The following is a 19,862-nucleotide window of genomic DNA, read 5'->3' as shown; positions in this document are numbered from 1 at the left end:
TAAGTCGTGTTCTTTTGTTTTCTGTTGTTGATTGTTTTGCTAAGGGGCAGTAAGCAAGCACTGCCCCTGATTTTTTATTCGGTTTTGGTCAATTCGGCGCTCTTCCATAACTTAAAGATGGCAGGGAGAACCAACAGCGTTAGCAGAAGTGCTGAAGCCATGCCACCAATCATTGGGGCCGCGATACGCTGCATCACTTCAGAGCCCGTGCCTTCACCGTACATGATTGGGATAAGGCCAATGATCACCGTTAGCACTGTCATCATGACAGGGCGTACACGTAAACCAGCGCCTTCGCGGATCGCGTCGGTGAGATCTTGTGGCTTAAGCGCCTGCTTGTTTTCTTCAGCGTGAAGCTTTTTGTAATGCCACGCTTGGTTGAGGTAGACGAGCATGATGACGCCGATTTCCACCGCCACTCCGGCCAGTGCGATAAAGCCGACCCCCACCGCAATGGAGAAGTTGTAACCGAGGTAATGCATCAGCCACAGTCCGCCCACCATCGCCAGAGGGAGTGTCGCCATGATAATCAGTACTTCGCCAACGCGACGGAAGCTGAAGTACAACAGCAGCATGATGATGGCCAGCGTAATTGGCACCACCACACTGAGCCGCTCTTTAGCGCGTTCCATATATTCATACTGACCAGACCAAGCGAGTGAATAGCCTGCGGGAAGTTCAAGTTGCTCCGCCACCACGCTTTGCGCTTCTTGTACGTAAGAACCCAAATCGCGACCATCAATATCGACAAACACCCAGCCGTTTGGACGTGCGTTTTCGGTTTTGATCATCGGAGGGCCATCTTCATAGCGAATGTCTGCCACGTCGGCGAGTGCAATGCGTGCTCCGTTGGGCGTTACCAGTGGTAGGTTTTGCAGTTTGACCACGGAATCACGGTAGTCTTGTGGATAACGCACATTGATGGGGTAACGTTCCAGACCTTCAATGGTTTCTCCCACGTTCATGCCGCCAACCGCGGTGGAAATCACTTGTTGAACATCTTTAATACTCAAACCGTAACGTGCTGCCGCTTTACGTTTGATGTCGATGGTGACATAACGTCCACCCGCAACACGCTCAGCGTAAACAGACGCGGTGCCTTGCACGCCTTTGAGGATCGGTTCGAGTTGTGAGCCGATCTGCTCGATCACTTTCAAATCAGGACCGGCGATCTTAATTCCGATCGGTGTTTTGATGCCTGTGGCAAGCATGTCGATGCGGGTTTTGATGGGCATCACCCATGCGTTGGTTAAGCCCGGGAACTGAACAAGGTTATCAAACTCCTTGCGAAGTGATTCTGTCGTTACGCCTTCACGCCATTGGTCGCGCGGTTTGAGCTGAATAACCGCCTCGATCATCGTCAGTGGCGCGGGATCGGTTGCGGTATCGGCACGGCCAATTTTTCCCCACACCGTTTCCACTTCCGGTACGGTTTTGATCAGCTTGTTGGTTTGTTGCAAGAGCTCACGCGCTTTACCGATGGAAATGCCCGGATAGGTGGTTGGCATGTACATCAAGTCGCCTTCATCCAATGGCGGGATAAATTCACTGCCTAATTTACTGGTTGGATAGTAAGCCGAGGCCATCAGTCCCAACGCCAGTACAATCATCGATTTCGGGTATTTCAGACTTAAACTCAGTAGTGGGCGATAGAGCGAAACCAACCCTTTGTTGACTGGGTTTTTGTGTTCAGGCAGTACGTTACCACGAATAAAGTACCCCATGAGCACGGGTACAAGTGTAATCGCTAGACCCGCTGCCGCCGCCATTGCGTAGGTTTTGGTGAAGGCAAGTGGCGAGAACATTTTGCCTTCTTGACCTTCAAGAGCGAACACGGGCACAAAGCTTAACGTAATGATAAGCAGTGAGAAGAACAGCGGTGCGCCGACTTCTTCGGCCGCTTTACCAATCACTTGCCAGCGGTTTTTATCCGTAAGCGGTGTGCGTTCAATGTGCTTGTGGACGTTTTCGATCATTACGATCGCCCCATCCACCATGGCCCCAATCGCAATGGCGATGCCACCGAGAGACATGATATTGGCGTTAATTCCTTGCCAGTGCATGACAATAAAGGCGGAGAGAATACCGACAGGGAGGCTCAGTGCGATGACTAAGGATGAACGAATGTGGAACAAAAACAGCGCACAGACCACTGCCACCACAATGAACTCTTCGGCGAGTTTTTTCCAAAGATTCTCAACCGCCGCATTGATCAGGGTCGAGCGATCGTAGGTCGACACGATTTCCACGCCTTCTGGTAGGCTGCGTTGCAGGTCTGCCAGTTTCGCTTTGACGTTGTCGATCACTTGGCTGGCGTTCTCGCCAAAACGCATCACGATCACGCCACCCACGGCTTCCCCTTCACCATTAAATTCAGAGATGCCGCGGCGCATTTGTGGGCCAATATTGATATCAGCAATGTCACCGAGGAGCAGTGGTGTGCCTTTATCGGTCACTTTAAGCGGTAGGGACTGAATATCCTCAACGCTGCTGAGATAGCCTGTGGTGCGCACCATATGCTCGGCTTCTGCCACCTCAATTACTGAGGCGCCCGTTTCTTGGTTGCCGTTTTGAATCGCCATGTTGATTTGCTGCAACGTTAAGTTGTAAGCACGCAATTTCGCAGGATCGATCTGCACTTGGTATTGTTTGACCATGCCGCCAACGGTGGCGACTTCCGACACCCCTTCGACGGTTTGCAGCTCATACTTTAGGAACCAGTCCTGTAGGCTTCGTAGCTGAGCTAAATCATGCTTACCTGTTTTGTCTTGCAGCACGTAGCTGTAAATCCAGCCCACACCTGTCGCATCGGGGCCGAGTGTCGGCTTGGCATTGGGTGGCAGTTTTGGCGCCACTTGGCTTAAATACTCCAAAACGCGCGAGCGCGCCCAATACATGTCGGTTTTATCGTTGAAGATGATGTAGACGTAGGAATCACCAAAAAACGAGTAACCGCGCACTGTTTCAGCACCCGGCACCGCTAACATGGCGGTGGTGAGTGGGTAGGTAACTTGATCTTCCACGACCTGCGGCGCTTGACCTGGGTAACTGGTTTTGATGATCACCTGCACATCAGAGAGATCGGGAAGCGCATCGACGGGCGTGTTTTTAACGCTGTACAGCCCGCCGAGGGTAAGAAATAGCGTGGCTATCAACACCAGAAAACGGTTGTTGAGAGACCAACGAATGATCGCTGCTATCATTATTGACCTCCCATCGCTTCAAGCTGTTTCAACTGGTAGTCAGAGCCTTCTTTGGCGACTAGAAAGCGCACTTTTTGTCCCTCCTCAAAGCCCGACAAGTTGATTTCGTCACCCACAGAGAAGTTGATTTCGCCTGCTTGCCAGTTCCACTCTGTAACGGGAAGGTGACTCAGCGTGACCATGCCAAAATCCGCCATCAACATGGAGATATCCCCACTGAGCCAAACTTCAGACGCCATGACGCTGTTGTCTGCCTTGATAGCGACGATTTGGTATTGGCCGTCGTCGTTTTTTTGCATTTCGAATTCGATGGCTTGTCCTTTGGTAAGACCCGTTAAATCCACCCCTTGCGCGGCGTTGAAATTCATCGTCATGCCGGGCCAGTTCCACTCTGGTACAGGCTGGTGGTTAATGGTTAACATGCCGTGTTCGACCATAAGATCGGTGATTTCACCTTTGGCCCACGCGGTTTCTGCTGGCGCTTCAACACCATTAATACGAGAGAGGTCAGCGCTTTGGCTCGATTCCGAATCAAGCATAAAGTGCGCAGAGGTGACAATGCGATCCCCTTGGTTTAAGCCTTGGAGCACTTCCACTTTGTCATCGGCTTCTCGGCCGGTTTCGATGCGTGCTGAGCGGTATTTGCCCTCACCTTCCGCCAAAACCACGCGCGTCATGCCACCTGAGCGGATCACCGAAGATTTTGGTACAGTGAGCACTTCGGAGTCGCTGACGGGCTGCAAGGTAATGTTGGCGAACATGTTTGGTTTGAGTTCACCATTTGGGTTGGCAAACTTAAGACGCATGCGTAATGTGCGTGTTTTCGGATCAAGAATTGGGTAAACGTAGTCGACCTCACCTTGCCAAGCTTTGCCGGGCAGTGCATCCAACGTCATGCTCGCTTGGCTACCATTAGTTAACCAGTGTGCTTGTCGCTCGAACACTTCCGCATCTACCCACACTTCATTGAGAGGGCCGGCGCTGATGACCGCCTGTGCGGGTGATAAATAACCACCCTCGCGAATGTTGAGACTGGCGATAACGCCATTAGCGAGCGCTTTGATCTCGATGGTTTGTGATGCTTTACCACGTCGAATCACTTGGTTGATCTGCTCGCGGTCGACGCCCAAAGAAAGTAATCGCTCTGTCGCGCCTTTCACCAGCCCATCACGGCCAGTGCGTTTGGCATTGAGCAGTTCTTCTTGCGCTTTGACCAGTTCAGGAGAGTAGAGGGTAAAGAGAACATCGCCCTTTTTCACCTGCTCACCCACGGCGTTGATATACAGTTTTTCCACCCAGCCAGACACACGCACGTTGGTCTGCCACAGCTGGCTTTCGTCAAACGCTATGTAACCCACGGTTTCGATGCGTGGTGATAGCTTGGCCAGTTCGACTGCGGCCGTTTTTACCCCTAGGTTGTTTTCAACTGAAGGGTCGATCTTCACCGTTCTGGGCTTGTCGTTTGCCCCAGCGAGATCGTCGGCATAGACGGGAATGAGATCCATACCCATAGGTGACTTGCCGGGTTTATCGCGTTTGTAATTTGGGTCCATTGGCGCAACCCAATACAGCGGCTCATGACTTGCTTTGTTGTCGGTAGCAGCCATGGCACTCATATCATGACCATTGAAATATTGGTTAGCCGTAAAACCGAGTACAGCGCCAATCAGTAGGGTAACCGTTGCGATTTGTAGTGATTTCATTCTGTCATTCCTTGGCAAATTAGCGACGATTCGCGTCAATATCAGCGAGTTCGGGTTGGGTGACGGTATAGGTGAAGCCGCCAAGCAACATCGCAAGATTACTGTTCACTTGATTAAGGTCGGTGAGAAGGCGCTGCGACTCCAACTCCACTGCCAATTCATCTCTTGTAGCGGCGATCACGTCGTTAAATTGTGCAGTGCTGTTTTGGTAGCCCCGCTCAACGGCTTTGGTGCGCGCTTTGGCTTGTTCAAGCAAGGTATTTTGGTAGCGTTCAAGGCGCTGTTCGAGATTGCTTCTATCCACCAATAACGCGTTCACTTTGGCGTTCATCTGCGCCAGGAGGAGATCTTTTTGCGACTGAGCCGCACCCACCTGATATTGGGCCGCAGCGTGCGCTCGGTCTTGACGATTCCCGGTAAACAGTGGGATATCCATCGTGAGATACGCGCTAACCAGATCGGAGGCGGGTTCCCCCTTCATATTGTTGGCTTGGCGGTAGGCATACATTACTTCGACACCAAATTGAGGGGTGTAAGATTGCTCGGCAAGCTCTACTTGCGTTTGGCTGACCGCAATATTGGCGTTGGCCATTTGCACCATCGGATGTTGGGCCAACATTGAAAAATGCTGAGTAGTGGATGACGCCGATAATAAACGCTCTAACGAATCCCAATTGAGTTGGTTACTCGCTTTGAGATCGCGTTGTTGATACAGCCATTCGCTGCCGAGCCATTCAGACATTTTTGCCAGAATGCGGCGTTGCATCTGCTGGTTGGCTTGCAGCTTTTCTTCTAATTGGCTGACTTGCAACTGTGCATTGATCAGGTCCTGGGCTTCACTCTTACCAATCGAATAGTTGGTGCTAATGAAACTTTCTAGCTCACGCATTAAGCGCTGATTTTCAAGCAGAACGCGCTCTGCTTGCTGTTGATAGCCGAGCTCCAGCCAGAGTTGGGTGATGCCATTGGCCACTTCGCGCTCTCGCGCTGCCACTTGCAAAGCCATTCCATCTGCTTGTTGTGATGCCTTTCTACTTTGCAATTCAAGAGTAGAACCACGTTCAAATTGCTGCATTAGGCCGACAGAAATGTTGGTCATTGGGTCTTCGTCGAACTTAAAGCTATCGACAGGTAAACCACCAAAGCCCACTTTCAGTTTGGGATCCATCAAGGTAGAGGCTGCAACGCCACTTTCCCGCATGGCTTGTGATTGGGCAAAAATCTGCTTGCGGCTGGCGTCATTCGCCAGAGCCTGTTCAATCAGCAGGGTTAAAGGATCGCTCTGTGAGAGCAACTGACCTGATGTGGTAGTTGAAGACTGCGCCATCACCGGAGTTGCAACCAGAGCACAAACGCTGATACACAGCGCCAATAAGCTTGGTTTCATTTTTATAATCCAATCTGCACGTCAAAAAGCGACGTGAAAATACACACCACAGCTCGTTAGAGCTTGTGACACGACATATTGATGATCGGATTACACTATTGGTGGGCGATAGAGAGATTGCTGTCTTTCAATAGACCAAGCCGCGGATTCACGAGGGATCAGCGCCATGTGATAAGAGGCAGGTAAGGAGTGCGCAGTTTGAGGCAAAAACGCAAAGACACTGGCACAAGCCGCAGTGCAGCAATTGTGTATCGATGGGGCGTCTGTGGCGCAGTGGTTGGTTGGCGTCTTAGCTGCTTGATTGCTTTCGGCTTGAGAGCTTGCCGAGTGATGGCTTCCAGAGTGCATAGCATGGGGATCAACCACCTTCATCCTCATGCCACAGTCGGATGTCATTGTGATTGGAGACTGCACCGTACTTTGAGATTGCGCCGTACCTAGCATCTGAAAAGTCATTAAAGGCGCGCTGGAAACAATACCAGAGGTCAGCATGGCAAAGATGCTGATGATGGATATCCAGAAGATGCGAACGGAAGAGAAACGCATGTCGTGCCTTAAATGAAAAAGATAGCCGTACTTTAAAGCTTAACCCTAGGGGAAGGTCAAGCAGAAAAGCGTTCTGAAGGATGGTTTTGCATCATCGTGTTAGCGCGAGTTTGCCGCAGAGCCCCAATTCTGTTTTCCATCGCTATTGAGATAGTAATTTGCGAGAAATCGCGCATAATCCTGCTATTCAACACTCACAGAAGAAATGACTTATGACTAATTTCCAATATTACTTTCATCCACTGCCTTGTTTTAACTGTAAAAAAACTACCGTTAGCACGGATCTGGGTTGGTTAACGGCAGCGATGAAAGAGGATGTGTTAGCGCAAGTGGCAGTAATTACTGCACAAGACAATGTGGAACCTGATCTGGCGGTCAACGTGACTTGTACTAAAGAAGAAGCGCGTGATTACTTGTTACTGAACTTCTACGGCTACTCAGAAGAAGAGCTGGTGGATCAAGTGGAAGAAGAAGATGAACAAGAAGTCGCGGCTGAAATCGCCGATCTCACCGCAGAAGGTAACGAGACAATGGTGTTCGAACACGAAATTGCCCTACAAAGTTGTACCGATTGCGATATGGATAGTGAGTGACACGGAGCGAAATGAGTTAGCTTAAACGCGCTTTTCAGGTCAAAAATAAAAAATCCCTCAACGTTGGTTGGGGGATTTTTGTTTCTAGAGCAGAGCCTTAAACTTCGCTCCACACTATTTCCCCGTTAATGTGGCGCATAGCTGACGTTGTACAAATTTGTTGCTAAGCTATTGGTCAGACCAGATAAGGTCATGGATGAAATGCCTAACTAAAGGCAATAAAGGGAAATTTTGGTGAGATTACATACAATTCAAGGCTATATCCAGATCATGTATTTGGCGGAATACCCTGACAAACTGATGCTCTTGGATGGAGCAAGCCGGGCCGATATTCCCTATCTTAAGCAATTTATTGAGCACGAGTTGGGAAAATCATTCTCCGACCTTAAAGTGGTGGTGGTGACGCACATGCATCCGGATCACGCGGGTGGGGCCCATCTTCTGCGACGTTTGACTGGGTGCAAACTGGTTTCGGCTGACAAAACGCACGATTGGTATCACGGCTGGGATGGTTTTTTGATGCATTTAACCGATCTGGCGTTAGCACGTTGGATGGCTAATCGACTAAAAAAGCCAAGGCGTAATCTTTGGTATTCGAGGCGGCTTAAACCGGACTACCGCTTGTGTGACGGTCAAGCGATTCCGGGCTTTGAAGATTGGCAAATTTTAGAAACGCCGGGGCATACCGATCGCGACCTCTCGGTCTATCATCCTCAGCAAGATATACTCTATGTCGCTGATTTAATGGTGGAAGTGAAAAAACATCTGATCGCGCCTTTTCCTGTTTTTCATCCCAATAAGTATCGTACATCGCTTAAGCGAGTGTTCGACATGCAGCCGAAAAAGCTACTTGCTGCGCATGGTGGACAAGTCGTATTTGATGAGGTTGCTTATCAGCACATTCTGAATACCGCACCGCGCAGCCCAGCAACACATTGGCGGGTAACCAAAGTTAAGCTGAGAGGGTTAGTTGGTTCGATATGGCGTTTTGCTGTTGGCAGCAACAAAGGTCGTAAAAGAGAGTGAGGAGGAGAAAATCTCCTCCTATCAACTCAAGAGGCTAATACGTGAGACTGACTTGGGTCCACGAGGACTTTATCTGACATGCCTTGACGGCCTAACAACATCATGTAGGTCATATCTTGGCGGTTACTAAGGGTGATCTCAATCGGCCACTCTTGGTCTCCCATCCGTAACAGGGTTTCGATCACACAGCGGTGTTCAAAGGTTCCGTTGGAAGATTTCACTTTTCTGCATGCTTTAAGAGGCGCACTGCAACGCACAATTTTTTCCAAATGATAAACATCAGGATGAAGGTCAAACTCGACGTACTTTCTGCCTTTCTTTCTCAGGCAAAGCAGATTATCAACGTGCAGAGAAGAAGTCTGCGCGCCAGTATCAATTCGTGTCTCTAAGTGAGTAATCCCTAACTCTGGTAAGCAGACAGCTTCAGTATTTCCGATGATCAATTTCTGAGTCATTGTATATATCCAAGCTTGCTACGCAATTTTAAGTATAGTGAAAGGCTCGCTTTCACCGCGGATGATTATCCTTTGCCTCGTGTGCGATTGGCATTCGGCTTCGCGTTCTTTTCGATAAACTCATAGATCATACCGGCGATGTCTTTTTGCGTGGCTTTTTCGATCCCTTCTAAGCCAGGAGAAGAGTTCACTTCCATGACCACAGGGCCGTTTTTCGACTGGAGAATGTCCACACCACAAAGGTTCAGTCCCATTGCTTTGGCCGCATTAATCGCGGTCGCACGCTCTTCTTTGTTCAGACGAATCAGTTGCGCCGTTCCACCACGGTGTAGATTGGAGCGGAACTCACCCTCTTTCGCTTGACGCTTCATCGCGGCGATGACTTTGTTCCCTACCACAAAACAGCGAATATCAGCGCCTTTGGCTTCTTCGATAAACTCTTGCACCATGATGTTGGCTTTGAGGCCCATAAAGGCTTCGATAACGCTCTCTGCCGCTTTGCTGGTTTCAGCCAATACCACGCCAATGCCTTGAGTGCCTTCAAGAAGCTTGATCACCAATGGGGCTCCACCAACGTTTTTGATCACGTCTTGGATGTTGTCTGGATGATGCGCAAACCCGGTGCGTGGTAAGCCAATGCCTTTGCGCGATAACAACTGCAAAGAACGCAGTTTGTCGCGCGAGCGGCTAATGGCAACCGATTCGTTGATACAGAATGTGCCCATCATTTCAAACTGGCGAACCACTGCAGTACCGTAGAAGGTGACTGAAGCGCCAATGCGTGGAATGACAGCGTCATATTCCGGCAATTCTTCACCCTTGTAGCGAATCTTAGGGTTGTTGCTCGTAATGTCCATATAGCAGTGCAACGTGTCGATGACATCCACTTGGTGTCCACGTGCTTCACCAGCCTGCTTTAAGCGAGTGGTGGAATATAGACTCTCATTACGAGAAAGAATAGCAATACGCATGGCATTTCCTTAGTAAGTCATTACCAATTTCAAATCATTTAAGAATAAAGCGAACGGGTTTAAATGATGTGACATACCCCTTAAATAACGCGGGCAAAAACCATTCGTTCACACGATTCAGGATTGTGGTAGAACACCACATCGTTTTTGAGGTGCGCACCTTAGATTTTTTTAACTAGCGATGAAAACGAAAAAAACTCATCGTAAGGACAAAAATATTCTATCAACGTGGTAGCCCTTACGGCTAATGATTGTCAAGTGAAAAAGGCGTCGGATATTAGAAAAATTGGTTATGGTAGCGTGAGTTACAACTGGTCCGATTAGACTTCTGGCCGTCTGAAGTAGCTTATAAGCGGATGATGCAACAAGTGGCTCGCTACCTGTTTAGTAATAATAGAAGAGGGAACTCATTTGGTGCGATTGTTTTTTCTTCTATCTATGTTCTTAGATAGGAGTGACAGTGCGTAGTCGGTAATCGATCTCGCCAAACAGCCCACCTCATTTCTTGAACGTTTATTAACCACTGGTAGCAACTTAATCGATCTCGACAAGGTTCTCTAGCACTGAAGGTTGAAAATGTGCAAAAACACAACTTTTTGTGCAGCTATCTTGCTGGCGGGATAAAATAAAACCCCGCCTGGTTTCCCAGACGGGGCTTATTCTCTTTCGCAGCAATCCAGCTACTGATAGTGCTCCCTGCATCTATCCATGATATTGGCTAAATCCTTTAACCTAATCCTTGTTACATCGCCTTCCTAGCGGTGTCCTTGCTGGCCTGTCATCCTGACGGGCGTAACTCTATCCCAGAGTGTCACTTCCTTGCTGATAACTCATCCTAAGTCATCAAATCTTCATCCTGAAGATACCCAATCCTTTAGGCTTTGTCCTGTTCCCGCCAACATCCTGTTGACGAACCTAGTATTGATTTTTTACGTAGCGCTGACAATTGCTGTTGTGGAAAATAATTAGTGAGAAAAAATACCATTTGAATGAAAATCATATAAAAACAATGGGTTGTGGCTTGTACTGGCTGTGGTCTTAGCTGAAAATAGTAGAAAGGCTTACATTGCTTGTAAGAGATCTCGCACAAATTCGATGGCAAAAGTCGTTATTAACCATTTTATTGTTATGGGAAAAGATGCTGCGCCTGTCACACTCTCGCTGATGGATGAATGCGGAGTGGGTGTGCCGTTACTAAAAATGAGGCGGATGGACTGGCATGAGAATTGTATGTGTTTTAATCATCAGGAAAACGGAACAAATTTGCCATTTTTCTGTCATATGAGCTGAGTAGATTGGTCAGTGCCATGACAATAGGTACCATCAGGGTCCAGAAAATGAGTTGCAACTCTTGATGCTTTGTCATTATCTTGTGAAGTCAATCACAGCCAGAGCCGAGGTTACTCGATATGTTATCGAGGCAAATAAACCTCAGAGAAAATAGATAAGCCTATATTTAGGCAGATAATTTAAGGAGATTGCTATGAGAAAAGTGAGAAGAGCTCAGCTTCATCGCATCCGTATCCAATATTGGAAAGATGTGAAAGATGCATCTAAAAAATCTTGCTAAGTAGTTACAACCGTAAACCGTAAAGTTAATACCGCAATAAATTAGTTATACCAAAGAAATCGAGCTGGCATTGGGACGAGTGATCCCCACAACTGCCAGCTCAAATATCTCTTCATCTAGTCAGTTTTATCTCACCAGAATCCGAGTTTGTATCAAGATCTTAAATAGATCTTATAAGTAGTTTGCGTCGGCTAGATCGCTTGCTAGAACCGATTTGACTTCTGCACGTGCGTTTAGCCATTCAAGTACTTGCGCTTTTTGCTCTTCTGTCGCGCTCGCGTAACGCTCTTTGGCACAAATGAAGCCTTCGAAATGTTCTAAACCGCCACCGCCAAAGCACAGACCCAACGCATCGATGAAATCAATGAAATCATCGACAAAAACGTCATAGCGATCAAAGTCGTGGATGTCGGTTTCACAGCTGATTTCGAAACCAAGAATAGCGAACTCGCCTAAAAACAGTTTTTTGCGAAGACGACGGTTTTTGTTTTCCACTTTATCTAGTTTCATTATGTTCTCTCGCTAGGGTTGTAATGATAAAAAGCCCATACTGCAAAAACCACTGAGTATGCTTTGCTTGTTCAGGCGTGCGTCTTTATAACGTTGTTTGTCCGAGAAACCAAAGACTATTGCGCTTATTCGCTTCTAATTGACTAATTCATAACATTTATTCAAACAAACCTTCATAAAGATAGACAAAATTTGTCATTTTTCTATCTCATGATGTTCCCCGCTCAACTCTAATTATTAACACTTGGGACAATAAACTTATGAGTAAGGAAACATTTGACGCGACGCGTTATAACCATAGCCAAAACAAGCCTTTTGAAGAGGTTTTAGAAGCGAGTCTTACTCGACGTAACATCCTCAAAGGAGGGCTTGGTATCAGTGCGATGACGGCGTTTGGCGCATTTGGTTTGGCGGGCTGTAACAGCTCTTCAACGGCCGCATCGGCTGGCAGTAACGCCGGAGCAGGAAAAGCAACGGCGGTGCTCAATTTTGACTCAATTGCCGGATCGTTAACCGATGCGGTGAGCGTTCCACCCGGGTATAAAGCGCAAGTTTTAGTTCCTTGGGGAACGCCGCTCAACAGCAAAGCGGCGGCATGGAAAGCGGATGCCAGCAACAGTGCAGACGACCAGCAATACTCGCTTGGTATGCACCATGATGGGATGCATTTCTTCCCACTCAATGGCGATCCTAATGATGGCTTACTGTGTATCAACCACGAATACATTGATGAAGATGCCTTGCACACCAATGGCCAAACTTTTGTCAACGGCGTTCGTACCATCGTCGATGAAGTGCGCAAAGAGATTAATGCACATGGCGTTTCCGTTGTGCGTATCAAGCTCGAAGATAATGTGTGGAAAATGGTGGACAATGACCCGCTGAACCGCCGCTATACAGGGGCGACGGTCATGGACATTTCCGGCCCGATGGCCTACTCCGAACATCTAGTGACGCGCTTTTCACCAGACGGCAGCCAAGCGCGCGGCACGCTAAACAACTGCGGTAACGGCTATACACCGTGGGGCACGTATCTCACCTGTGAAGAAAACTGGCCGGGTTACTTTGTTAATACTGGTACTTTGACCGCAGAGCAGTCTCGTATCGGTATTGAAAAAAGTGGCACAACGCGTTACGCGTGGGAAACGCTAGCAGGACATGCAGAAGAGCGCTTAGACGAATTTACCCGTTTTAGCGTTGCACCGACTGGGGCAAGCGCGATGGATGACTACCGCAATGAAGCGAGTGGTCACGGTTACATCGTTGAGATTGACCCATATACCGCGAACTCAAGAGCGGTAAAACGTACTGCGCTTGGCCGTTTCCGTCATGAAGGTTGTACGTTTGGTAAGCTGCAAGTGGGTAAGCCAGTAGTCTTCTATTCCGGCCATGATTCACGCTTCGAGTATCTGTACAAGTTTGAATCGAAAGCGCTGTGGGATGCAGCAGATGCTGAACCCGCTAACCGTTTAGCAACTGGCGATAAATACATGGACGAAGGCACCTTGTATGTCGCACGCTTCAACGAAGATGGAACAGGTACTTGGCTACCACTTACTCTGGAGAGTGTGACAACAGACGGAGGCACACTAGCAGACAGTTTTGCTTCGCTGGCCGATATCATTCTCAATACCGCAGGTGCTGCAGACTTGGTTGGCGCGACGCCTATGGATCGCCCTGAATGGTGTGCGGTTGATCCCTACACAGGCAGCGTTTATCTCACTTTGACCAACAATACCCGACGGGCAGAAGCCAACTCGGCTAACCCACGTTTGAACAATAAGTTTGGTCACGTGATTCGTTGGGAAGAAGGCGCAAGTGCGACGGAGTTTAGCTGGGATATTTTTGTCTTTGGTTCTCCTGCCAACGGCAATGCCGATACCAACCGCTCAGGTTTGACGGATTTGAACCAGTTTGCCAGCCCAGACGGCTTGGCCTTTGATGGCCGCGGCATCTTGTGGATCCAAACGGATAACGGCGCCAGTGAAGTCACCGGTTACACCAATGATCAAATGTTGGCAGTCGTGCCTTCACGTATGGTCGACGAAAATGGTAAGCAGGAGACGGTTGGTGCCGACAACCAAACGCAGTTGAAGCGCTTTTTTGTTGGACCAAATGGTTGTGAAGTGACGGGGTTTGCCATTAGTCCAGATTACAAATCGGTGTTCGTGAACATTCAACATCCGGGCAACTGGCCATATTCCGATGATGCAGCAGAAGCCACACCTGCTGGCGTTACGGTAAGACCTCGCGCTGCGACGGTGGTGATTCGCCGTGAAGATGGTGGAGAAATTGCGCTCTAATCGCATTTTTTCAGTCAAGCCACAGTCAAAAAAATGGCCCCGATTTTGAGGGGCCATTTCGTTCCTATCAATTTTCTTTCTCGATAGTCTCTTCTCATCAAATCCTTTTCATCTGAGAGCGCCGCTACTTAATGCCATATTTGCGTAATATGTTGTCGAACGTACCGTTTGCTTTGATTTCAGCCAGACCTTTGTTAAACGCAGCAATAATCTCACCATTTCGCGCGTTCGCGACCCCAGAGGTGACGTGGAGAGGGTTAATTGAAAGCGCATTTTGGGTGAACTCAAAATCAGCCAAATTCATTCCCGCGCCTGACAAGATGGATTTGGCCACCAACTCATCTTCTAAAGTAAGGTCAATACGGTTGCCCAACAGTTTTTTTGCGTTAGTCAGCAGATCGTTGGCTTCGGGCTTATTGAAATTGGTCGCATTGAGAAATTCGTCGCCGTAGCCATAGTTGCGCACGATGCCGACGTTCTTTCCGGTCAGGCTGGACATGTCTTGATACTCGAAGCTATCCCCTTTGCGTTTGATAAACTTAAGCGAGTTTTCCAGATAGGGCTGACTGTAATTGAGGTAGGAAGGTATGTAAGGCACTTGTAGGCTCAACCTAACAAGTCGCTATTACCTGTTATTTGCGTTTTTCTAGATAACATATAACTGAATGCAGATAGGTTGCGAATTAGGCTACGTGTTTTGAGTTATCGGATTTATCACTGATATATTCAATGTTTGATATTGGCCGTATTTATTCGTTACAATTCGGCTCGTTTAAGGGAGTAGCCTTCCACTACTGATCAGTAGTGGAGTGAATATCAACAGTCTCCAAGCCTCACGCTTGTGGTATTCACGTTCGACATGTTCTGGCAAGACTTAAGCTAAATCGCGATACGGGTAGGATTGCGATTTAGCTTTTGTTTTTTGCCTGCCCGAGATGACAAAAGGAAACCTGCTGTGGATGCATGGTACGCTTTGTTTTTAGGGATAGTGCAAGGAATTACCGAGTTTCTCCCCATTTCTAGCTCTGCTCATTTGATCTTAATGCCGACCTTCCTTGGTGTAGTCGATCAGGGAGTTAGCTTCGATCTCGCCACTCATATCGGTACGCTGCTCGCCGTGCTCGTCTACTTTCGACGAGATATTGCTCTATTGATCACTGAATGGGGTAAATCGATCACTCAGCGTCAATATTCCTCCGCCAACAGTCGCTTAGCCTGGGCGATTTTGTGGGGAACCTTTCCTGCGGCATTAGCTGGGTTATTTCTTCTTGACTTAATCGATGACCAGCTTCGCTCTGTTATGGTTATTCTGTTTACAACCGTTGCTTATGGCGTGATGCTGGGTTTAGCCGATATCTTTGGTCGAAAAGTTAGAGAGTTAGAATCTCTCGGTTGGAGAGATGTACTGATTGTCGGGTGTGCGCAAGCATTAGCCTTAATCCCTGGCACCTCTCGTTCAGGTGTAACCATCACCGCAGCATTGATACTAGGATTTAATCGACAAGCAGCTTCTCGCCTGTCCTTTTTGCTTGCAATACCGATTACTGCTCTCGCGGCAGCAGCCAAAATCGCTGAAGTAGCGATGGATAGTTCGGTAACCGTAGATTGGCTGGCACTTTTAATTGGTAGCGTTACCTCTTTTCTCACCGCAATACTTGCGATCCACTACTTCCTCAAATTCCTGAATCAATTTGGGATGATGCCTTATGTCATCTACCGATTAATTTTGGCCGTTATTCTATACTTTTACGTTATTTAATAGGGATTAAACATGCTATTAGCTTCACTCGCGATTATCGCTGGCTTTGCACTGCTTGTCTGGAGTGCAGATAAATTTGTTGAAGGCGCAGCCGCTAGTGCCAACTACGCAGGAATGCCACCTTTATTGATTGGTATGTTGGTCGTCGGATTCGGTACATCTGCACCTGAAATGGTGGTTTCGGCTATGGCGGCTATGGATGGCAACCCTGCTCTGGCGCTTGGAAATGCTGTCGGTTCGAACATTGTCAACATTACCTTAATACTCGGTGTAACCGCGATCATTGCACCGATTGCTGTACATTCAAGCATCATCCGTAAAGAACTTCCCATTCTTTTGGTCGTCACGCTTGTCATTGGCGCAATGCTGTGGAATCACCATATCAGCACATTAGAAGCCTGGGCGTTGATTGGTGGATTCATGCTTTTGATTGGTTGGTCAATCTGGAGCGCATTACGCTCAAAGGGAGACCACTTAGAACAAGAGATGGACGACGAACTGTCTAGCCAAAGTATGTCACTGAAGTCATCCATTTTCTGGCTGATTACAGGGTTAGTGTTACTGATTATCAGCTCGCGTATTTTGGTGTGGGGAGCGGTGGAAATCGCACAACAACTCGGTGTCAGCGATTTATTGATTGGCCTAACTATTGTTGCCTTAGGAACGTCCTTACCCGAATTAGCAGCATCCATCGTGGCAGCTCGTAAAGGCGAGCATGATATAGCTGTGGGTAATGTGGTCGGCTCAAATATGTTTAACTCCTTAGCCGTCATCGGTATTGCTGGTACCATTGAACCTATTGCCAATATTGGTGCTGAAGTCTTCTGGCGTGACTGGACATCGATGCTTTTTGTCACGGGATTACTGCTGTTGACCGCCGCTCGTTTTGGCAAATCACAGACGATTTCTCGCAGTGAAGGTGCTGTTCTGTTGTTGTGTTATTTGGGGTACAATGGTTATCTCATCTATGGAGCGCTGTAATAGACAAATACTGAACGGTGAACTTATTGATTCACGTAGTAACCATTATCAATCCGTACAAAAAGAGATAGAGGAGTAACCATGGAACATATCACGGGTTTTTACGATACGCATCAGGCGCTTATTATGCAGATCTTGCAAAATGCGCTCTTGACGATTTTTATTTTTATCTTGGCTTCTGTGATATCTAAGCTCGTCAATCGCGGAGTATTTAAAGCGACAGAGAAAGTCAGCGGTGGGGATGAAATTATCGCTCGCTTGCTTTCTCAAGTGGCTTCTTATGCGGTTTATTTAGTCGCGTTGGTCATCGTTTTAGACCTCTTTGGTGTGAATACCGCCAGCTTGGTTGCCTTAGTCGGTGCTGCGGGTTTAGCTATTGGCCTTGCTCTGAAAGACACACTGAGCAACATTGCCGCAGGTATCATGATTTTATTTCTGAAACCGATCAAAAAAGGCGAGTTCGTTGAATTCGGAAGCTACTCTGGTAGCGTGGTCGATATTGGCCTATTCACTTCTGTGTTCAAGACGGCGGATGGCCTCTACATTTCCAGCCCGAACAGTGCCGTTTGGAATTCAACTATCCGTAATTTTAGTCGAAACAGCAAACGTCGTATGGATATCACGGTTGGCATCTCTTACCAAGATTCAGTCGAGGTCGGATTGAATGTGCTTAAAGAACTGGCATTATCTCAGCCACACATTCTTAAAGATCCTGAGCCTAAAGTGATTGTCCACATGCTGGCTGACAGTTCAGTGAACCTCCAACTTCGCGCCTGGTGTCCAACGGATAAATACTGGGAGACTTATTGGTCTGTTCAGAAGGAGGTCAAACCAAGAATTGAAGCCGCTGGTTTAACCATTCCTTTCCCACAGAGAGATCTGAACATGAAGTGGGTTGATGAAGGCTCGGCTAAACATTAACCAATGCATAAGTCGAGGAAGTTACGATGTTATTTGTAACTTCCTCTGATTGGAGATTTCGTTTCTAGATCTCGCCATTTCTGTCCACCATTTTTTGATCTGCGCCAGAAGTTTTGGGCGAAGAGTTAAGGTTCTTTTCCATACTTTAGGTAATTCATTAAATGCTAATTTTCTAGTTCCCGAACCTCACTTTTGTCCATCTTCGTTTCAGCCTGATCTGGCTGAAACATTTTTGCCCCATACCTTCTACGGCAAAGAGCATTACTGTCAACTGTACTATGCGTAGCCCTAATAGAACTTATCTCTGATGAACGATGGATCCGTATCAGAACTAAGAGTTGCCTTTAAGAAATTTATCTGTTGTTCTTTGTTGTGTTTGGATTCATAAATTGAAGCAATAGCCAACATTGAGAGCTGAACGTTACAATCGTCATATACAGTGCTAAGTCGGTCAGAAATAATATGAGGAAATTGAGTTGGTATACCGAATCAACTTGAAGATGCTGGCTTGAGAACCTGAAAATTATCATTAATTCGAGATGTCAAAGAGCCTGCGATCTCTGGAAGAGGCACTGCAAAAAATTGGTCTATTGCCGCCTTGAAGTCCCGTTTTCTTTTGAAGTAAACGTTGTTCCTCGCCTTCTCATTCATTACTTTCCATAGCCGCTCGATTGGGTTGAGGTTTGGACTGTAAGGTGGAAGTTAATGCAGTTCAATATTCAGGACAAACGCCGCATCTTTGACTAAGTCACTGCGGTGATATCCCGCACCATCCAAGATGATATGAAGCTTATGGGCTAAGGTATAACTCTTTCTTAACTCACAGAAAAAGCGAACAATCGATTCACTGTTAATGCTCTCATAGTTGTGAACAATGGTTGCTCCAATATCCGACAAGTTCAGTGCGCCAATAATGTTCAATCGGCTACGATTACCCGTTGTTTCAATCACTTTATCCTGACCAGTTCGTATCCAGCCATGAGATATTTTTGTTGATAGTGTTGGGTGAACTGCGTCGATAAAGACTATCGATTCATCCTTGCCACAGCTTGCCTTTAACGCTTCATAAGCCTCTATAAATGCTTGCTGTTGTGCTTCATCAAACTTGTGTGGTACGCCTTTTGGTTGCTTGTAGCTAAAACTATTGTGGTGAAGCCATTTATTCATACCAGAAACCGTGTAATCCAGTCCAAATGTCTCTTTAACGTAAGTGACAATTTGATGCGTATGAGAATAGGTTTTCTCAGTCAAATGCTCGATTAGGTGCATGGTTTGAGTAGCAGAAAGCTTGCTTTGGCTTCCGCCATTTTCAGGCTTAAGTTTTTCAGAAAGAACGTAGTCGCTGAGATGACGAGCAACGGTCGATTCATGAATACGAAGAGCTTGTGAAATCATAGTCTGACTCCAGCCTTCAGAAGCCAGCAAAACAGCCTTAATACGGTCGCAAACTCGACTATCACGTTCAATGTCGTGCATTTGTTCGAGTTGCAGTTTCTGTTGAGGAGTCAGTGTAATTTTCATGGTTCGTAGCATGATCCTGATTCTATCGAAAATCAAGCATCTTCAATGATCACGGGTATATCACAGATTAATGAATCTCTATCTTCTCACCAACACCAAAAACATTAACACAATATTATTCCTCTCTTGGAAAGGAGGAAAAATCATAAATTAACCAATCTCCTCTAATTTCACGATTTTGCCAAATGCATCACATTATGCATCAATAAAAAGCCATCAAATTCAATAAAAATCAGATGGTTAAATGATAACTTAATCTCTATTCCAATTTTTATTTTTTATTTCATGCTTGATGTGTACATTTAGTGACTGTATTTAAATCTATCAAAACAAACACCGTACAAATAATGACCATTCTCACAATCACCTTTCTTTAAAGATGTATTCCTTTTTATCTGTCCTAAAGTTCTGCT

The 19,862-nt window shown here is 47.0% G+C and carries 13 protein-coding genes and 2 pseudogenes; 6 read left to right on the top strand and 9 right to left on the bottom strand.

Translation table 11 applies throughout. The features are described from left to right. Nucleotides 1–74: 74 nt before the first annotated feature. The 4 genes from EA26_RS13110 to EA26_RS13095 all read right to left on the bottom strand — a co-directional run bounded on the left by EA26_RS13110 (nucleotide 75) and on the right by EA26_RS13095 (nucleotide 6,839). Nucleotides 75–3,203: an efflux RND transporter permease subunit gene (locus tag EA26_RS13110; protein WP_039428142.1), complete on the bottom strand. Its 3,129-nt coding sequence runs from the start codon at nucleotides 3,201–3,203 to the stop codon at nucleotides 75–77. After that, entirely contained in the window at nucleotides 3,203–4,906 is a 1,704-nt protein-coding gene (locus tag EA26_RS13105) for an efflux RND transporter periplasmic adaptor subunit (RefSeq protein ID WP_039428140.1), read from the bottom strand. Before EA26_RS13105 ends, EA26_RS13110 begins: the two co-directional genes overlap by 1 nt. Nucleotides 4,907–4,925: 19 nt before the next feature. After that, the gene (locus EA26_RS13100) at nucleotides 4,926–6,293 is read right to left on the bottom strand and encodes a TolC family protein (RefSeq protein ID WP_039428139.1); all 1,368 of its coding nucleotides are present in this window, start codon (nucleotides 6,291–6,293) and stop codon (nucleotides 4,926–4,928) included. Nucleotides 6,294–6,383: 90 nt separating this feature from the next. Continuing rightward, nucleotides 6,384–6,839, bottom strand: a complete 456-nt coding sequence (locus EA26_RS13095) for a hypothetical protein (protein ID WP_052079755.1) — start codon at nucleotides 6,837–6,839, stop codon at nucleotides 6,384–6,386. Between the two features lie 212 nt (nucleotides 6,840–7,051). On the opposite strand from EA26_RS13095, the gene EA26_RS13090 reads away from it, so the two are divergent. Together EA26_RS13090 and EA26_RS13085 are read left to right on the top strand one after the other, a co-directional pair. Continuing rightward, a complete protein-coding gene (locus EA26_RS13090) occupies nucleotides 7,052–7,432 on the top strand; it encodes a hypothetical protein (RefSeq protein ID WP_039428137.1) in 381 nt (126 codons plus the stop codon). A 234-nt stretch (nucleotides 7,433–7,666) separates the two neighbouring features. Beyond that, entirely contained in the window at nucleotides 7,667–8,458 is a 792-nt protein-coding gene (locus tag EA26_RS13085; protein ID WP_039428134.1) for an MBL fold metallo-hydrolase, read from the top strand. A 26-nt stretch (nucleotides 8,459–8,484) separates the two neighbouring features. Here the strand turns inward: EA26_RS13085 and EA26_RS13080 are convergent, their stop codons facing one another. The 3 genes from EA26_RS13080 to EA26_RS13070 form a co-directional block, all read right to left on the bottom strand. Next, a complete protein-coding gene (locus tag EA26_RS13080) occupies nucleotides 8,485–8,913 on the bottom strand; it encodes an ATP-dependent zinc protease family protein (protein ID WP_039428131.1) in 429 nt (142 codons plus the stop codon). 65 nt (nucleotides 8,914–8,978) lie between these two features. After that, the gene (rimK, locus tag EA26_RS13075; protein WP_039428130.1) at nucleotides 8,979–9,884 is read right to left on the bottom strand and encodes a 30S ribosomal protein S6--L-glutamate ligase; all 906 of its coding nucleotides are present in this window, start codon (nucleotides 9,882–9,884) and stop codon (nucleotides 8,979–8,981) included. 1,741 nt (nucleotides 9,885–11,625) lie between these two features. Further along, nucleotides 11,626–11,964 (bottom strand): YggL 50S ribosome-binding family protein, encoded by a 339-nt coding sequence (locus EA26_RS13070; protein ID WP_039428128.1) that lies wholly within the window; start codon nucleotides 11,962–11,964, stop codon nucleotides 11,626–11,628. Between the two features lie 260 nt (nucleotides 11,965–12,224). Here EA26_RS13070 and EA26_RS13065 point away from each other — a divergent pair, with 260 nt between their 5' ends. Further along, a complete protein-coding gene (locus EA26_RS13065) occupies nucleotides 12,225–14,267 on the top strand; it encodes a PhoX family protein (protein WP_039428126.1) in 2,043 nt (680 codons plus the stop codon). Nucleotides 14,268–14,391: 124 nt separating this feature from the next. Here the strand turns inward: EA26_RS13065 and EA26_RS13060 are convergent. Further along, nucleotides 14,392–14,850 (bottom strand): annotated as a pseudogene (locus EA26_RS13060) (transporter substrate-binding domain-containing protein); the annotation flags it as partial. 372 nt (nucleotides 14,851–15,222) lie between these two features. Between EA26_RS13060 and EA26_RS13055 the strand changes: the two are divergent. From EA26_RS13055 to EA26_RS13045, 3 genes are all read left to right on the top strand, one after another. Continuing rightward, the gene (locus tag EA26_RS13055) at nucleotides 15,223–16,026 is read left to right on the top strand and encodes an undecaprenyl-diphosphate phosphatase (protein ID WP_039428124.1); all 804 of its coding nucleotides are present in this window, start codon (nucleotides 15,223–15,225) and stop codon (nucleotides 16,024–16,026) included. A gap of 12 nt (nucleotides 16,027–16,038) precedes the next feature. Next, on the top strand, nucleotides 16,039–17,007 hold the full coding sequence (locus tag EA26_RS13050; RefSeq protein ID WP_039428122.1) for a calcium/sodium antiporter: 969 nt from the start codon (nucleotides 16,039–16,041) through the stop codon (nucleotides 17,005–17,007). 81 nt (nucleotides 17,008–17,088) lie between these two features. Continuing rightward, entirely contained in the window at nucleotides 17,089–17,928 is an 840-nt protein-coding gene (locus tag EA26_RS13045) for a mechanosensitive ion channel family protein (RefSeq protein ID WP_039428120.1), read from the top strand. Nucleotides 17,929–18,417: 489 nt separating this feature from the next. On the opposite strand, the pseudogene EA26_RS13040 reads toward EA26_RS13045, so the two are convergent. Then, nucleotides 18,418–19,449, bottom strand: a pseudogene (locus EA26_RS13040) (IS630 family transposase). Between the last annotated feature and the right edge of the window lie 413 nt (nucleotides 19,450–19,862).

The sequence above is a fragment of the Vibrio navarrensis genome (genome assembly GCF_000764325.1).
GTDB lineage: Bacteria > Pseudomonadota > Gammaproteobacteria > Enterobacterales > Vibrionaceae > Vibrio > Vibrio navarrensis.
This window is presented reverse-complemented; position numbering and strand designations above follow the sequence as displayed.

Bases quoted from the DNA above. Each gene is read 5' to 3' on its own strand.
- EA26_RS13100 (WP_039428139.1), bottom strand. From the start codon at position 6,293: ATGAAACCAAGCTTATTGGCGCTGTGTATCAGCGTTTGTGCTCTGGTT.
- EA26_RS13045 (WP_039428120.1), top strand. From the start codon at position 17,089: ATGGAACATATCACGGGTTTTTACGATACGCATCAGGCGCTTATTATG.
- EA26_RS13050 (WP_039428122.1), top strand. From the start codon at position 16,039: ATGCTATTAGCTTCACTCGCGATTATCGCTGGCTTTGCACTGCTTGTC.
- EA26_RS13110 (WP_039428142.1), bottom strand. From the start codon at position 3,203: ATGATAGCAGCGATCATTCGTTGGTCTCTCAACAACCGTTTTCTGGTG.
- EA26_RS13070 (WP_039428128.1), bottom strand. From the start codon at position 11,964: ATGAAACTAGATAAAGTGGAAAACAAAAACCGTCGTCTTCGCAAAAAA.
- EA26_RS13090 (WP_039428137.1), top strand. From the start codon at position 7,052: ATGACTAATTTCCAATATTACTTTCATCCACTGCCTTGTTTTAACTGT.
- EA26_RS13065 (WP_039428126.1), top strand. From the start codon at position 12,225: ATGAGTAAGGAAACATTTGACGCGACGCGTTATAACCATAGCCAAAAC.
- rimK (WP_039428130.1), bottom strand. From the start codon at position 9,884: ATGCGTATTGCTATTCTTTCTCGTAATGAGAGTCTATATTCCACCACT.
- EA26_RS13080 (WP_039428131.1), bottom strand. From the start codon at position 8,913: ATGACTCAGAAATTGATCATCGGAAATACTGAAGCTGTCTGCTTACCA.
- EA26_RS13105 (WP_039428140.1), bottom strand. From the start codon at position 4,906: ATGAAATCACTACAAATCGCAACGGTTACCCTACTGATTGGCGCTGTA.
- EA26_RS13095 (WP_052079755.1), bottom strand. From the start codon at position 6,839: ATGCGTTTCTCTTCCGTTCGCATCTTCTGGATATCCATCATCAGCATC.